This is a genomic window from Niabella agricola, from assembly GCF_021538615.1.
GTDB classification, from domain to species: Bacteria; Bacteroidota; Bacteroidia; order Chitinophagales; family Chitinophagaceae; genus Niabella; species Niabella agricola.
The window spans coordinates 520,493-535,346 of the sequence record NZ_JAJHIZ010000002.1 but is presented as its reverse complement, the minus strand read 5'-3'; the positions used below and the strand labels follow the sequence as shown (position 1 = coordinate 535,346).

The 14,854-nt window shown below is 45.4% G+C and carries 14 protein-coding genes; 7 read left to right on the top strand and 7 right to left on the bottom strand.

What is annotated here, in order from left to right; genetic code table 11:
- The first annotated feature begins 4 nt into the window (after nucleotides 1-4).
- The 4 genes from LL912_RS02685 to LL912_RS02670 all read left to right on the top strand — a co-directional run bounded on the left by LL912_RS02685 (nucleotide 5) and on the right by LL912_RS02670 (nucleotide 5,322).
- Entirely contained in the window at nucleotides 5-2,356 is a 2,352-nt protein-coding gene (locus tag LL912_RS02685; protein WP_235552016.1) for a phosphoketolase family protein, read from the top strand.
- 125 nt (nucleotides 2,357-2,481) lie between these two features.
- Nucleotides 2,482-3,051: a dihydrofolate reductase family protein gene (locus LL912_RS02680; protein WP_235552015.1), complete on the top strand. Its 570-nt coding sequence runs from the start codon at nucleotides 2,482-2,484 to the stop codon at nucleotides 3,049-3,051.
- Nucleotides 3,052-3,377: 326 nt separating this feature from the next.
- Nucleotides 3,378-4,133 (top strand): porin family protein, encoded by a 756-nt coding sequence (locus LL912_RS02675; RefSeq protein ID WP_235552014.1) that lies wholly within the window; start codon nucleotides 3,378-3,380, stop codon nucleotides 4,131-4,133.
- 160 nt (nucleotides 4,134-4,293) lie between these two features.
- The gene (locus LL912_RS02670; protein ID WP_235552013.1) at nucleotides 4,294-5,322 is read left to right on the top strand and encodes a lysylphosphatidylglycerol synthase transmembrane domain-containing protein; all 1,029 of its coding nucleotides are present in this window, start codon (nucleotides 4,294-4,296) and stop codon (nucleotides 5,320-5,322) included.
- A gap of 14 nt (nucleotides 5,323-5,336) precedes the next feature.
- Here the strand turns inward: LL912_RS02670 and ligD are convergent, their stop codons facing one another.
- From ligD to LL912_RS02655, 3 genes are all read right to left on the bottom strand, one after another.
- Complete coding sequence (gene ligD, locus LL912_RS02665; protein WP_235552012.1) at nucleotides 5,337-6,344, bottom strand: non-homologous end-joining DNA ligase; 1,008 nt, start codon at nucleotides 6,342-6,344, stop codon at nucleotides 5,337-5,339.
- A 71-nt stretch (nucleotides 6,345-6,415) separates the two neighbouring features.
- Entirely contained in the window at nucleotides 6,416-7,546 is a 1,131-nt protein-coding gene (locus tag LL912_RS02660) for a baeRF3 domain-containing protein (protein WP_235552011.1), read from the bottom strand.
- A 107-nt stretch (nucleotides 7,547-7,653) separates the two neighbouring features.
- The gene (locus tag LL912_RS02655; RefSeq protein ID WP_235552010.1) at nucleotides 7,654-8,988 is read right to left on the bottom strand and encodes an erythromycin esterase family protein; all 1,335 of its coding nucleotides are present in this window, start codon (nucleotides 8,986-8,988) and stop codon (nucleotides 7,654-7,656) included.
- A gap of 134 nt (nucleotides 8,989-9,122) precedes the next feature.
- On the opposite strand from LL912_RS02655, the gene LL912_RS02650 reads away from it, so the two are divergent.
- From LL912_RS02650 to LL912_RS02640, 3 genes are read left to right on the top strand one after another with little or no spacing between them, the layout of a single operon-like run.
- A complete protein-coding gene (locus LL912_RS02650) occupies nucleotides 9,123-9,647 on the top strand; it encodes a YciE/YciF ferroxidase family protein (RefSeq protein ID WP_235552009.1) in 525 nt (174 codons plus the stop codon).
- A 9-nt stretch (nucleotides 9,648-9,656) separates the two neighbouring features.
- Nucleotides 9,657-10,322, top strand: coding sequence for a dienelactone hydrolase family protein (locus tag LL912_RS02645; RefSeq protein ID WP_235552008.1), 666 nt, complete (start codon nucleotides 9,657-9,659; stop codon nucleotides 10,320-10,322).
- Nucleotide 10,323: 1 nt separating this feature from the next.
- Nucleotides 10,324-10,947, top strand: coding sequence for a phosphoribosyltransferase (locus tag LL912_RS02640; protein WP_235552007.1), 624 nt, complete (start codon nucleotides 10,324-10,326; stop codon nucleotides 10,945-10,947).
- 47 nt (nucleotides 10,948-10,994) lie between these two features.
- Here the strand turns inward: LL912_RS02640 and LL912_RS02635 are convergent, their stop codons facing one another.
- From LL912_RS02635 to LL912_RS02620, 4 genes are all read right to left on the bottom strand, one after another.
- A complete protein-coding gene (locus LL912_RS02635) occupies nucleotides 10,995-11,975 on the bottom strand; it encodes an MlaD family protein (protein ID WP_235552006.1) in 981 nt (326 codons plus the stop codon).
- A 3-nt stretch (nucleotides 11,976-11,978) separates the two neighbouring features.
- Nucleotides 11,979-12,740, bottom strand: coding sequence for an ABC transporter ATP-binding protein (locus LL912_RS02630; protein ID WP_235552005.1), 762 nt, complete (start codon nucleotides 12,738-12,740; stop codon nucleotides 11,979-11,981).
- A 16-nt stretch (nucleotides 12,741-12,756) separates the two neighbouring features.
- Nucleotides 12,757-13,527, bottom strand: a complete 771-nt coding sequence (locus LL912_RS02625) for an MlaE family ABC transporter permease (RefSeq protein WP_235552004.1) — start codon at nucleotides 13,525-13,527, stop codon at nucleotides 12,757-12,759.
- A gap of 191 nt (nucleotides 13,528-13,718) precedes the next feature.
- Nucleotides 13,719-14,846 carry a phospholipase D-like domain-containing protein gene (locus LL912_RS02620; protein WP_319941324.1) on the bottom strand — a complete coding sequence of 376 codons (1,128 nt, stop codon included), beginning with the start codon at nucleotides 14,844-14,846 and terminating at the stop codon, nucleotides 13,719-13,721.
- Nucleotides 14,847-14,854 lie beyond the last annotated feature (8 nt).

Below are 14,854 nucleotides of genomic sequence, written 5' to 3'. Positions count from 1 at the left end.
AGTCATGATAACTGAACAACAATTACAAAACATGCACCGGTACTGGCAGGCAGCCAATTATCTCGCGGCCGGACAAATATACTTACAGGATAACCCGCTGCTGCGCGAGCCATTAAAGGCAACGCATATTAAACCAAGGTTACTGGGCCATTGGGGAACATCGCCGGGATTAAGCTTTATTTATCTACACCTGAACCGCCTCATAAAGGATACGGATGCTAATATTCTTTACATATGTGGTCCCGGCCATGGGGCTCCGGCGATCGTCGCCAACACCTACCTTGAGGGGAGTTATTCTGAAATATATCCGAAAATATCGATGGATGAACATGGTTTAAAAGCACTATTCAGGCAGTTTTCAACACCGGGGGGCATTCCGAGCCATGTAAGTGCGCACACACCCGGATCTATACATGAAGGAGGCGAACTGGGTTATGCATTGGTACATGCTGTTGGAGCTGCATTTGACAATCCAGACCTTATTGTTGCCTGCATCATCGGCGATGGAGAAGCTGAAACCGCGCCTCTTGAGGGCAGCTGGAAATCGATAAGCTTTCTAAACCCCCTACGCGACGGCGTGGTTCTTCCCATCCTGCATCTGAACGGGTATAAGATTGCGAGTCCTACGATACTCGCCAGGAAATCAGACACCGAGCTCCAGGCATTATTTACCGGCTATGGGTATGAGGTGATTTTCGTAGAGGGAAGCGATCCCTATCCCATGCATCATGCAATGGCAGCGGCATTTGATCAGGCTTATGCCAAGATCAAAACCCTGCAACAACAGGCCCGTTCCATGAATGAACCCGTTATCAAAGGTTGGCCCATGATCATCCTTCGGTCGCCAAAGGGCTGGACAGGCCCAAAAGAGTGGGATCATCACCCCATCGAAGACTCCTTCAGATCGCACCAGGTGCCGCTGACCGACGTAAAAACAAATACGGAACAGTTACAACTTCTGGAGACCTGGATGCGAAGCTATGCTCCCGAAAAATTATTTGACAAAAATGGAAAGCTGGTTCCTGAACTACAAAGCCTTGCACCTGTAGGAAAAAAAAGAATGGGCATGCTTGCCCTCGCCAACGGAGGCTCGGTCCTTAAAGAACTGAAGCTCCCGGATTTCAAAAAATACGCGGTTGACGTTACTCATCCGGGAACCAAAGAAGCAGAAAGTACGCGTAATTTTGGCAATTACCTGCGGGACATCTTCGAACTAAACCAGGAAAACCTGAATTTCAGGCTATTTTGCCCGGATGAAACAGCTTCAAACCGGTTGCAAGCTGTTTTTGAAAAGACAACCCGTTGCTTTCTTGAAACAACACTGGATACAGACGACCATCTTTCCGCCGAAGGCCGGGTAATGGAAGTATTGAGCGAACATCTTTGTGAAGGCTGGCTGGAAGGATATCTCTTAACAGGCAGACACGGTCTTTTCTCCTGCTACGAAGCTTTTATCACCATCATTGATTCCATGTTCAGCCAATATGCAAAGTGGATAAAAACCAGTAAAGAACTGCCGTGGCGCAAACCGGTAGCCTCATTAAATTATCTGTTAACATCGCATTCCTGGCGCCAGGACCACAATGGATACAGCCATCAGGGACCCGGATTTATTGACACGGTGATTAATAAGAAAAGTAACGTCACCCGCATTTATCTTCCGCCTGATGCCAATACCCTTTTAGCAGTAATGCATCACTGTTTCTCCAGTAAAGATTATGCAAATCTCGTTGTGGCCGGCAAACAGCCTGAATTGCAGTGGCTGACCATGGAAGCGGCAGTGGAGCATTGCGCACGTGGTGCCTCTGTGTGGAAATGGGCAGGAAATGATGACGGAGCCCAGCCAGATGTGATCATCGCCTGCGCCGGGGATGTTCCTACACTGGAAGCCGTGGCCGCTGTTTCAATTTTGCGCAGCCAGCTTCCAGACCTAAAAGTGCGGCTCGTAAATATTGTTGACCTAATGGCTTTATCGCCGGTGCTGTATCATTCCCATGGTTTAAGCGACGAACAATTTACTGAGCTATTTACAGATAATGCCCCGGTGATATTCGCATTTCACGGTTATGTCCGCATTATTCACGACCTGGTTCATGGGCGCCCCAATCCCTCAAGGTTTCACGTACGGGGATATATGGAAGAAGGTACTACCACTACCCCGTTTGACATGACAGTGTTAAATCACATGAGCCGGTATCAACTGGCAATGGAGGCCGTCAGACGTGTTCCGGCGATGGTATATCAGAGAGATACCTTCAACGCCTATTGCGAGCAAAAATTAAACGATCACAAAGCATATATCAGCACCTATTTTGATGATTTACCGGAAATCAAACACTGGAAATGGGAATATTAGAACGATCCAAATGCCCCCTAATACATATACAAACGGTAAAAAGCCCCCTCAGTTTGACACAATTGTACCTTAAACGGCAGGCATATCTCTTTTAATTTTGGACAACAAATTAAATGATTAGACAAATGAGAAAGATCAGAATTTTCGAGCATATTTCGCTGGATGGCGTAATCGAACATGATGGAGCGTATACCTATGGCGCATGGACAACACCATACCGAAGTCCTGCCGGGGCGGCAATGCTCCTTGAAGCATATGGATCCAATTTCGACCTGCTGCTTGCCCGGCACACCTATGATATATTCAGTGCCTTTTGGCCGAATGCAGGCGATTTTCCTATGGCAAATGCAATTAACGCCGCAACAAAATACATTGTAACCAACCGTCCGGAGCGCTTGGATTGGGGGCCCGTAAAAAGTTTAAGCGCTGATGTCGTAAACGCAGTCCGTGATCTCAAATCAACAGACGGCCCGGACCTGATTATTGTGGGAAGTTCTACGCTCACTTCTGTATTACTCGACCAGGGTTTGGCTGACGAAGTAATACTGATCACTTACCCGGTTTTGCTGGGCCGGGGCAAACGTTTATTGTCCGACAGCGTTGACGCGCGGGAGCTTGCTTTTATTGACTCAAAAACCACACCCACAGGTTTGCTCATCAATACATACAAACATTTGGGTCCGCTGAAAAAATAATCTTTGGGCTGCAGACCCAATCTTAAAGTACATTTTTAAAGAGGCCGCCCGGAACAGATGAAGGACGGCCTCTTTGTGTTTTATGCACTTACCGGTGTTGACAGACTTTATAATGAGTGGCGCCTGTAATTTACCCGCCGCATCGGTTCTTTTTGCGCCCCCCGGTTCAAAAGCTATAAAATGGCGTTCCTATTAACATCATACACCATGGTGACTAACATCATTGAAAACCCTTAAATATGGTGATAACTTTATGACAATGAAATACAGAACATTGTACCAATTCTATCAAACCAGGGCTCATATCGCAATTAAAACTTGATGAAATGGAAAAGCATATTCTTATTATAATATTCATCGCAATAACCAGCTTTTCCAATGCGCAAAGAAATATCGAAATCGCTTTCAAACCCGGTGTCAGCATCCCCAAATTAACCGCTGCGGGATCAAATAACCCTGTCAGTTCCGGATATCGCACGTTACCCTATCAGGATGCTGCACTACATGTCGAAATCACGGCCAACAAATCCCTCTCCATCCAACCGCAGCTGGAATACTCGATCCAGGGCGGTAAAAAAAATGGAGTACAGGCCTTTAAGACGCCGGATATTACGGCGCCACAGTTTGCGCCCGGGGCAGTGCCGTCTTTCCTTTACGCAGATTATAAAAGAGAAACACGAATCACCTATTTTATCTTACCTATATTCATCAAATATCATTTTATTCCTCAAAAGAACAAATGGCGCGCATACATTGCAGCGGGGCCTTTTGCCAGTTATCTTTTGAATGCAAAAAATATCACAACGGGGTACAGCATGGTCTATCTCGACAAAGAAAAAACGCAGCCACTCGGCCAGGCTCCGCAGTCATTCGACAATGAGAATCATATCAGCAGAGATTTCCATCGCTTCAATACCGGCATAACAGGACACCTGGGCTTAGGTTATAAAATTGTCACAGGCAGCATTTTTCTTGAAGTGGGCGGGAATTATGGCTTTGTTGTCATTCAGAAAAACAGTGTCAACGGAAGAAACAGAACCGGTGCTGCGGTAATCAACCTTGGATATCAATATGAATTGTGATCAGGAGCAGTACATAATAAACCCGGAAAAAAATTATTACCATCGAAAATATCAAATAAACAGTATTCCAGCGCGTCATTTTCCTTATACGGTTTCATAACAGTCTTTCCCGCCCGGCTTAGCTGGCGAATTTGGCCTCATTGTAAAATATGTTGAACTCATGGCTAAGCAACAAGAAAAGAAAAAATTATTTTCAACAGGAAACATCATCTTCTATGGACTGGTTGTCCTCTTTTCCATATTTGCCGTATATTATTTTAGCGAGATAAAAACAGATATTGAGCTTTTCGGGAAGATCAAACCTTATTGGTTGCTATTTGCTGTTCTTGGACAAATTGGCACCTATTTTTTTGGGGCAATCGTGTATCAGCAGCTATTACTCGGGTTTCATATTCGTGTCCGTCAAACGGTCTGGAAATTATTCAAAATAAGCTTTATCACCTTATTTTTCAATCAAACCATTCCAAGCGCCGGAATAAGCGGCAATACTTTTTTGTTTAATTACCTGCATAAAAACGGAATTGCTGTCAATAACATTATTTCGCTTATCTCCGTTGAGCTCATTAGTTTCTATATTTCCATAGAAATCATTATTATTCTGACAGTAATCCTCAGTATATTTCTGCTAAACATTCCCGGCACACTATATATCATCTGGGGCATCGGCTTTGTTGTATATTTTCTGTTTGGTCTGAGCGTAAATATCCTTTCCAACCAACATGCAATAGGTATTTTTCAAAGAAAAATAGCATCCGCTAAAATCTTAGCAAAACTCAGGAATAAGCTCCAAACATTTTTTACTACAAAAGAACTTGTGGAACGTCCAAGCAAATTTTTTCGGGAGCACGCACATGTTGTATACCGGGCTGTGGGGTTACAACTGCTCATTTTTCTCTCAGATGCTTTTACGATCCTGGCGCTGTTTCATGGCCTGGGTTTGCCGATCAATATACTTACGGTATCTGCAGGGTTTTTACTAACGAGGATTGTCTCGCTCTTGCCGATATCTCCCGGGGGCCTCATCATATACGAAGGAGGAATGAGTTATTTCTTTTCCAGGCTGGGCGTACATTTCAGCTCAGCATTGATAATCACACTATTATACAGGGCATTATCATTTTGGTTGCCAATGATCATTGGTTTTTTTGTATACAGGAAAATGCGCAACGAAACATTTCAGCAAATCTGACATGCAATCAACCATTAAGATGTCTTTTGTAACTTAATTTTAATCTCCCCAGCCTCATTACGGATAGCATTAGCGGTTACAGGTATTTCCCGGACAACCTCTGTTGGCCTTTTATCATTCCGGAATCCCAAAAATGTGGCCGGTTTCCGGATTCGCCCCGTTTTTGTCCAGGTAGCAAATTCAAAATTAGCAACGAGTTCCGGGTGTATATAATGCAAAACCGCTCCCCCCGCATCCAGCACTGGATTAACAAAGGGTGTTGCTCCTGTCTCTAATGTTTTAAGCTTTTCCAGGATCCCTGCCATCTCCTTTTCTTTATAGCCGCCTCCGCTACGGCCGATCCAGGTAAACCGGCCATTTTCGTAAACTCCAAACAGAAGGCTTTTAAAGGAACGGCCTTTTGTAGATTCGGCCCATCCACCTATTACAAACTCCTGTCGCTTCCGCGTTGGAATCTTCAACCAGTCATTACCGCGTTCACCTTCCCTGTATAAACTATTTTTACGCTTCGCCACAATGCCTTCCAGACCCAAAGACTTCATTTGTTTATATAATGCCGCCCCATCATTATAGCTTTTACTGAATTTAAAGGCTGCTTTCTTATCTACGAGCTTCCTTAGGATTTTTTTCCTTTCAGTAAGTGGATGTTGTTCCAGGTTCTGCCCGTCTATCCAGAGCAAATCAAAGACACAATAGCTGATGGGTGTATGCTCACCATTGTATTGTTGCAGCGTTTCAAAATCGGGTTTTCCCTCATCATCAAACACCACTACTTCGCCATCGATAACTACATCATGTTTTAACGCCCTTAATGCTTTTTCAACTTCAGGGTATCGGGCGGTGTAATTCAGCCCGCTTCTCGAATCCATACGCACATCACCTTGCCGGACAAACGATATCACGCGATAACCGTCCCATTTAATCTCATACAAATAGGCTTCCAGGAGAGGAAGCGTCTTCACTAACTTACAAAGCATGGGAGATACTCGTTCAGGCATGGGATCCGTTCTCCTGTTTGGCATGGCTTTCTTTTTTTGTCTTGTATATCCGGAATCAATTGCGCCGGCGCATTTAGCCGGAACTGCATATCCACTCAATACCGCAACATCAGCGCAATCCTATGGTGCTGTTTCAGGAACCCGTTTTCAACAAAACAAACGTCCCCTTTTTTTTCTAAAACAGTTTCGATAATCATCTCAACTGCGTCCGGTAATGCTCTTTTTATTCTTTTTGGAGGATGCAAATATAGATGGTACTCGTTCTCTGTGAGAAATGCCGGACGCCTGTAATCTTTTTCCACAAGCAGTTTTAGCCCCTTCCCTTCCCGTGCCGCAATCCAGATATCCTGAATACCTGAAAGACCGAGGTTCTTTCCGGTTTTCTCCTCAAATAAATCCAGCATTTTCTTTGCATTCTCTTCAAAATGCCGTTGCATTACACGCCAGGCAAGACCGCCTAGCTCCTTTTGAGTGTTGTGATTATAATTACCTTCAATTTTATCGATAACTTGTTTCAAATGACCGCTCACCTGAACAAACAGAGACAAATCCTTTTTTACACCAAAAACGACCAACGATGTATTATTGACCAGGTAAGTACCCAGTGCCGCATCCAAATGACGGAAGAAATCCTTTAAACGTATGGCTTCTAATTCCGATTTATCCCTTTCATAATCCTTTACGTGCGCATACCCGGCATACGACGAGCTATGTGCGGGTTTAGCATATATATAGTCATCTGTATAAAGCATCGGAAAATGCGAATCTTTTATCTCGGAAACTGCATTCCAGGTTCCCTGAAACAAGCGACAGCCCTGCTCACTGAGCAACAATATGTAGTAAGGAGTTGCAAGACTTGCTTCATACATTAATTCCCGTAATTCAAAATGATCGGCTACTAATATTTTTTCCTCCACCGGAAATGGAAATCTTATAGCCAGTTTAACTCCGGAAGATATAAACAGCCCCAGGCCTTCACTGTTATTTGTAAAATCAACAGTTTCCAGTAATTCATCCGCGTATCGCATCAGCGCCTTTATCTCCATTTCCCGGCCCTCATCATCCAACAACTGCCGTACTTTAGCCAGCGCATCGTTTACCTCATTTTTAACCAGGCCTTTTCCCTTTAAAAAACGGCCCGCGGGCAGTATAACCGATATACAGGTATTTCCTTTTTCCTTCCGTAAAATGGAAAGCGCATTACTTGCAAGATTTTCAGTATTCATACTTTAAAAATTATATATTTTAATATACCATCTGAACCGGTATGTTCTCAATCCCCCGGAACACACTAACTGGCGAGAAACGCAGCAATCCTTTTACTGTTTTAGTTTCAGACTCCGAATGGATAGGTTTCCGGCATCTGGTTTCCGTCAGGCTTCATATGAAGCGGATGCAGGGCATGCGTTTCATCCAGGTAAATAAAGGCATCATATCGAAGTGGCAAAATGGTTGGCACATAGTTCCCATATCGCTCGTATTGTGCGTTATACACCACACCAATCGCGCGATGACCAATATGATTCTCCATCAGCACATTATTATTAATAAAATCATCCATTAGCAATAATTTATTTTCCTCCCCTGATTGGTGCAGCAAATACTCCCAGCTACCTGCTTCCGCTTCCGGAATAATCATACTGTGCATGGGCGCGCCCCAGCTGTGCCCCGCTGTTACGGTTCCTTTGTAAGCACCAAAACCAACCAACACCACTTCCTTTTGATACCGAAGACGGGCAAGCTCCCCGATATTGAACAGGCCATCTTCCGTCATATCTGTTGCCCGGGCATCTCCAACATGTGTATTATGTGCCCAAACAATGGCTTTCGAGCCCGAACCGTGAAAAAGCAGCAGACGGTCTAGGGTATCCGCCATATGGCGGTCCCGGATATTCCAGCTACGACTGCCTCCTTTAATCATAGCCCGATAATAGGTCTCTGCATTCTTCACCACCACAGCATTCTGTTCCACATTGAATACATGCTCGTGATCCGTGTTATACCGGGGAAGCCGATGTTGAATTTCCTGCAATAAGCGAACTACCTCCTGCTGACAGGCCTCCGGCACGAAAAGGGTAGATTTTGCATAAGAGCGCCCTTCGTCTATTCTGTAGGGTTCAAAACAGCGAAATGCCTCCTCCGCTATTTTCAGAGCAGCCGGATCCGTCTTTTTCAAATATTGTATGATGCTGTCCATACTTTCCCAAAGACTGTACACATCCAAGCCATAAAACCCAATTTTGTTACTTTTAGCCAACCGTTTGTTATGCAGCTGCATCCAGTCAGCCAGCGCCACAATCTCCCAATTAGCCCACATCCATGTAGGCCAGCGATTAAAAGCATGCAACACCTGGAATGTACTCTTACTATTTGTATCATATCCCTTCACAAAACGGTTCAGCCGGTAACAATCCGGCCAATCGCCTTCCACGGCAATGAAACTAAACCCTTTTTCCTCGATTAGTTTCCGGGAAATATGAGCCCGCCATTGGTAATACTCATGGGTTCCGTGCGTTGCCTCTCCCAGCATCACGATCCGGGCATCGCCGATCCGCTCGATAAGTGGATTCAGGTCGGCCTTGCTTTTCAACGGAAAAGCCTTTTGTTTAACAAGATTCACCACCTCCTGGCTATCCAGCATCGGACGTTTTGTAAAATAGGTACCCATGGATAATGTCATTTTCAATTCTACATCCAAAATAACTTTGTTACCACCAGTCAAAACAATGACAATGGTCACACATGCTTTGACCGGCATCATTTTTCCCGGTGTGCTATGGCGGCTACTTTTATATAAAAAAAATGGAACCTTATTACAGAAAGATCACTTCACTTCACCAGCTGCTTATTAATGGTTTGGAGAATTTACTATCAACCGAAGTACAACTGGAAGAATGTCTGGAGAATTGGATTGCAACGGCAAATTCTATGCAATTAAAAGCGATACTTCAAAAATATCACGCTTTTATTACCCAACACAAGCAGGATCTTGAAGACATAATGGAGGAATCAGCCACCGATGCTTCGATTATTGTTGACCCAATTATGGAAATCTGTATAAAGGAGACAAATGAAAAAATTCAGTTATGTACGAATGTCAAAGTGCGCGATGCGTGCATCCTGGCCAGCATACAGCTTATCAACCATTTTAAAATAAGTGCTTATGGAACCGCCGCCGCCTTCGCAAAGGAACTGGATATGGAAAAAGTCTGCCCGATATTTCATAAAATGAAGATAAATGAAAAGCAGATCGATGACCGGCTTTCGCAGCTGGCAGAATATGAGATCAATAGAAACGCACGAACACCGATCGTAATTACCGATTAAAACAGGCACATGAAAAATCTGTTTCATCAAGAAATAGAGATACCGGTTGATAAGACCAGGCTTAGCGGAACCCTGTTCATACCACCAGAGGTAAACGGTCTGGTCATCTTCTCCCATGGCAGCGGAAGCAGCCGTTACAGCAAGCGCAACCAGCAGGTCGCATCCTTTCTTCATCAAAGAAGGTATGGAACGCTGCTTTTTGACCTGCTTACGCCACAGGAAGACAGCGCGTATTACAATCGTTTTAACATCCAATTACTTTCCAGAAGATTAGCCGGCGCAACAGAGTGGCTTGCAAAGCATCCTGTAGCTAAGGGGCTTCGCATCGGCTATTTTGGCGCCAGTACCGGTGCCGCATCTGCACTACAAGCGGCGGCCGAGCTCACCCAGGTTGGGGCGGTCGTTTCAAGAGGTGGTCGTCCTGATCTTGCACCGGAAGACACGTTGAAACATGTAAAGGCTCCAGTGTTACTAATCATTGGAAGCCTTGACACCGTTGTGTTGCAATTAAACCGACAGGCTTTTAATGAGCTTAGGTGCCCTAAAGAGCTGGCAATTGTAGATGGCGCCACTCATTTATTTGAGGAGCCGGGCAAGCTGAATGAAGTGGCCAAACTCGCACTAGCCTGGTTTGAAAAATATTTAAAGCCGGCAGTGATGCCTAAAATATATTAGCATGTTTAAAGACAGAACAGAAGCAGGATCGTTGTTAGCGGTTCAGTTAAAAAAATATAAGAATGAGCCGGGTATTGTATTGGCCATACCGCGTGGCGGGATACCCGTTGCCTGCATCGTAGCGAAGCAGTTGAAATTTCCGATGAGTGTTGTGCTTACCAAAAAGATAGGGCATCCCTTGAACAAAGAATATGCGATCGGTGCGGCTAGTTTGACTGACTACTTCCTGGTCCCACATGAAAATGTTTCCGAACAATATATCCAGGAGGAACTGAAAAGTATCCGCATTGCGTTAAACCAAATGCATGAAAAGCTTATGGGAAAGCGGCCCCCTGAAAAACTGGAGGGGAAAACCTTGATCGTCGTTGACGATGGTATCGCCACAGGCAGCACCATGCTGGCTACCATAAATCTTTTACGCCATAGCAACCCACGTAAAATCATCATAGCTGTTCCGGTAGCATCACAAAATGCCATACAGAAATTATCAAAACAAGCCGATGAAGTGGTAACGGTACTTAGTCCTGAAGTATTTTCCGGAGTAGGTGCCTTCTATAATGATTTTACCCAGGTGAGTGATACCGAGGCCATATCCTGCATGAAAAAATCTGCAAAACCTATTTAATTCCTACAGGCCAGCGGGAAAGCCATTTCTCTTTATCAAAGCGCCACCTACTTTTTCTTATGCTTCTGCTTTTCCTGTTTTCTAAAATATCCTCTCAATAAGAAATTGTGTTTCAGCGCTTCCATATTTTGGTTGAACCCATCTGTTCCCTTCTGAATATTATCCAGGCTGGAATTCAGTTTCTGCACAATTGCCGTATCATAAAGCAGTGTATGAACTGTTCCGTTCTTTTTTGTAACCCCATCCTGTACCCCATCTGCTATATTTTTAAGCCCTTTCATCAGGGAGTCGGCAGTTTCGCTGGCCGACCGGATCTTATTGCCCGCCAGGCGTATATTACCTGCCAGCAGGGAATCATTTAAGATCATTCCGGCCGCCCCCTGTCCTTTCTGAACATCCTTTACGATCTGATCCAGCCTTCCAGCTATAACTGAAACCCGGCTGCTGGCCTGCCGGATATTGGACAGGGTTGCTTTTACACCGTCGGGAATTGTAGGATCCTCCAACAGGGACCATATAGTACTCCTGTTCATACGCTGCGCTGCTATCTTCAGTTCCGATGCCACTACCGAAATATCTTTATTTGAATGATCGAGGGTGTCTAACATCGTAGCCAGGTTTGCCGAAGCCCTCGTCCTCAGCGTATCTCCATCCAGTGCAAGAGTTGCACTCAGGGTAACCGGCGTAATATCCACCACTTTGTCCCCCACCAGACCATCTGTACCAATCGATACAACGGCATCTTTGCGGATCACCTGTCGCATTTTCTTATCGACCGACATTACTACTTCTATCTGAGTGTTCGCCTCTATCGTAATCCTCCTTACGGTTCCCACCTGTATTCCGGAAAAGCGGACATTATTGCCTTTCATAAGCCCCTGCGCATTATAAAAACGTGCCTTCAATACGTAGGTTGCTCCAAAAAGGTGTTCATTCCTGCCAATCATATACAGCAGTAAAACCAGTACCAGCAGGCCACTCAATACAAAAGCCCCCAGTCTTATATTATCAGAAGTTCGATTTGCCATTTCTTATTCAAAAAATTGTTTAACCTTGGCGTCGCTGCTCCGGCAGAACGATGCATAATCCCCGTCGGCGTAACATTTCCCGTCGATCAGTATCACAATTCTTTTTCCCGCGGTCTTTACACAATTCATATCGTGCGAGATAATCAGCGATGTTGTATTATATTTCCGTTGTATATCCATCATTAAACCAATAATTTCTTTACCGGTTATCGGATCCAGGCCTGTTGTAGGCTCATCGTACAGGATCAGCTCCGGCCGCAGGATCAATGTACGCGCCAGCGCGATCCGTTTACGCATCCCTCCGGACAGCTCCTCGGGCATCATTTCCTTCGTATGTGCCAAACCAACGTCGTTCAATGCCTCCGATACCCGTTCACTGACCTGCCGGGCCGAGAGACGCATCCAGTGCCGGCGCAACGGAAACTCCAGGTTTTCCCGCACCGTCATCGAGTCATACAATGCATTGCTTTGAAACAGGAAGCCTACTTTTGCCCTTAGCTGGTCCAAGCTACCACCCTTTACATTTTGTACATGTACGCCTAAAACGACGATATCGCCCTGATCCGGTTTTAACAAACCGATAATGCATTTTATCAAAACGGACTTACCCGACCCGGATCTGCCCAGCACTACTACGCTTTCCCCTTTTTTAAGCTCCAGGTTGAAGTCGACCAGCACATCATTCGCTCCAAACGACTTGTATAAGTGACTTACGATCAATACGGGTGCCTGATCTGACAACTGCTGCTCTGCTTGAGTATCCATACGCATGCCCCGTTTTTTAGTTAAGACCCATCGCGTCTGCTATTTGCACGGTAAGCAAATCAATTATGAAAATTGCCACCGATGAAACGACCACCGCCGAATTAGCGGAACGTCCGACCCCTTCCGTTCCCTTTCGGCTACTATATCCTTTATAGCAGCCAACGGTGCCCACAGCGAACCCAAAAAAATAACTTTTAATAAACGCCGGCAACACATCACTGAATGTAAGGCTATCGAGCACCTCAGACCAGAACAGGTTAAAGCTTGTAACTCCACGGATATTCACGCCAAGATACGCCCCATACAAAGCAATCGCATCACCCAGCATCACCAATACGGGCAACATCAACGTTGCCGCCCAAATCCGGGTCACTGCCAAATACCGAAATGGATTAGTGCCACTTACTTCCATCGCATCTATTTGTTCTGTAACCTTCATAGAACCCAGTTCTGCACCAATACTACTGCCGATTTTTCCTGCAAATATTAAAGCCGTAATCACGGGGCCGATCTCGCGTACAATTGCAATACCCACAATTGCAGGAATCTGCGACGCAACGCCATAGGCTACCATCGAAGGGCGCAACTGCATTGTTAACACCAATCCCATAATAAAGGTGGTAAGACTCACCAGGCCAAGCGAACGGTAACCAATTACAAAACACTGTCTGACAAATGCAGCCGCTTCAAAAGGAGGTTGGAAACATTGACGAAAGAACCTTCCGGCAAACCGGGCCAGATCGCCGGCTTCGCCCAGGAACCGTTTCATGGAAACAACTTGAGGCATCGCAGAGGTTATATTTTTGATTTGCTTCACGCCATTAATTTATCTCCTTCGAAATTATCGCTTGCGACGCCAAAGACCGATGACCTTCATCATCTAAGCAACTGACAGTACTGCTTTAAATCACCGGCGACTGACTCGACCGCTCAAAGGCGGGCTCCGCTACCCACCTCCTTCACCCAGCAAATCGAAGCTTATTGTTTGCTAAAATGCGCTCGTCTGAAGTAAAAAGTACTGACATAGAGAAGAAGCCGGATAAGATTATACGAAAGCTGCTGTATAAATCTTATGAACCGTTTCTGATGGCGATAATCATCCCCGCTGACCGGCGTGCAATGGGCAGCGATCAACTGTTCTAATTCCTGCTGCGCCTGACGAACAAAGGAACGGTTGCGCACATCGAGATTTAATTCAATACCGGCGTAAGTACTGATGTTATTTATATTGAAAGAGCCCAGGGTGAGCCACCGGCCGTCTCTGATTCCGATCTTCGCGTGCAGGATACTATCACGATACTCAAACACTTCTATACGATTGCGAAGTAGCCATGGATAAAGATAGCGCTCGGCTTGCTTGGCTATCAACACATCTGAGCGGCCTGCAGTAATTACTTTAATTTTCACTCCCCTGCGTGCGGCTAGTTTCATTTGCCTGCGCAAACGCCTGCCGGGGAGGAAATAACTACTGACAAGATATACCTCCTTCCTGGCTTCACTCAGCAGATTAAAATAACTCCTCCAGATTTCATTGCGATTACGCACCCAGTCGTTCCGGCGAACTCTTACCGAAATACCCGAGACTCCCATCTCAAGGTTTTTCATCTCCTGCGCAGGCAGGCGCAGTTGCTGATTAGCGGCTGCCTCTTTGTTCCACAGCTGTACACATATCCGCTCCAGCTCCCCCGCAGCTGGTCCTTCTACGAGCAATGCCCAATCCAGCCATGCAGGATGCTGCGGGCGGCCATAATAATCGTCGTCGATATTATTGCTCCCCACCAGCGCGCGGTAGCCGTCGGCTACCACGAGCTTATGATGCAGTCGCCTGCCGAAATAAAGCGTTCCGTTTTTAAACAGCGGAGCATACCGTACCAGTTGCACCCCGGCTGCTTCCATGCGATTCATTAAATCAGAAGATACATGTGATGCAAACCCGTCAATAAGCAGGTAGATATGTACTCCTTTGGCGGCAGCCTGGCTCAACCATTCCAAAACCATTTTACCCGTATCATCATCACGAAAAATATACATTTGAATATGAATACTCTGTTCTGCCGTGAGGATTAAATGATGCAATAAATCAAAGTATTCAACGCCTCCCTTCACAAGTGATA

Excerpts from the sequence above, each read along its gene's own strand:
- LL912_RS02685 (WP_235552016.1), top strand. The coding sequence starts at position 5 with ATGATAACTGAACAACAATTACAAAACATGCACCGGTACTGGCAGGCA.
- LL912_RS02680 (WP_235552015.1), top strand. The coding sequence starts at position 2,482 with ATGAGAAAGATCAGAATTTTCGAGCATATTTCGCTGGATGGCGTAATC.
- LL912_RS02675 (WP_235552014.1), top strand. The coding sequence starts at position 3,378 with ATGGAAAAGCATATTCTTATTATAATATTCATCGCAATAACCAGCTTT.
- LL912_RS02670 (WP_235552013.1), top strand. The coding sequence starts at position 4,294 with ATGGCTAAGCAACAAGAAAAGAAAAAATTATTTTCAACAGGAAACATC.
- ligD (WP_235552012.1), bottom strand. The coding sequence starts at position 6,344 with ATGCCAAACAGGAGAACGGATCCCATGCCTGAACGAGTATCTCCCATG.
- LL912_RS02660 (WP_235552011.1), bottom strand. The coding sequence starts at position 7,546 with ATGAATACTGAAAATCTTGCAAGTAATGCGCTTTCCATTTTACGGAAG.
- LL912_RS02655 (WP_235552010.1), bottom strand. The coding sequence starts at position 8,988 with ATGGGTACCTATTTTACAAAACGTCCGATGCTGGATAGCCAGGAGGTG.
- LL912_RS02650 (WP_235552009.1), top strand. The coding sequence starts at position 9,123 with ATGGAACCTTATTACAGAAAGATCACTTCACTTCACCAGCTGCTTATT.
- LL912_RS02645 (WP_235552008.1), top strand. The coding sequence starts at position 9,657 with ATGAAAAATCTGTTTCATCAAGAAATAGAGATACCGGTTGATAAGACC.
- LL912_RS02640 (WP_235552007.1), top strand. The coding sequence starts at position 10,324 with ATGTTTAAAGACAGAACAGAAGCAGGATCGTTGTTAGCGGTTCAGTTA.
- LL912_RS02635 (WP_235552006.1), bottom strand. The coding sequence starts at position 11,975 with ATGGCAAATCGAACTTCTGATAATATAAGACTGGGGGCTTTTGTATTG.
- LL912_RS02630 (WP_235552005.1), bottom strand. The coding sequence starts at position 12,740 with ATGGATACTCAAGCAGAGCAGCAGTTGTCAGATCAGGCACCCGTATTG.
- LL912_RS02625 (WP_235552004.1), bottom strand. The coding sequence starts at position 13,527 with ATGCCTCAAGTTGTTTCCATGAAACGGTTCCTGGGCGAAGCCGGCGAT.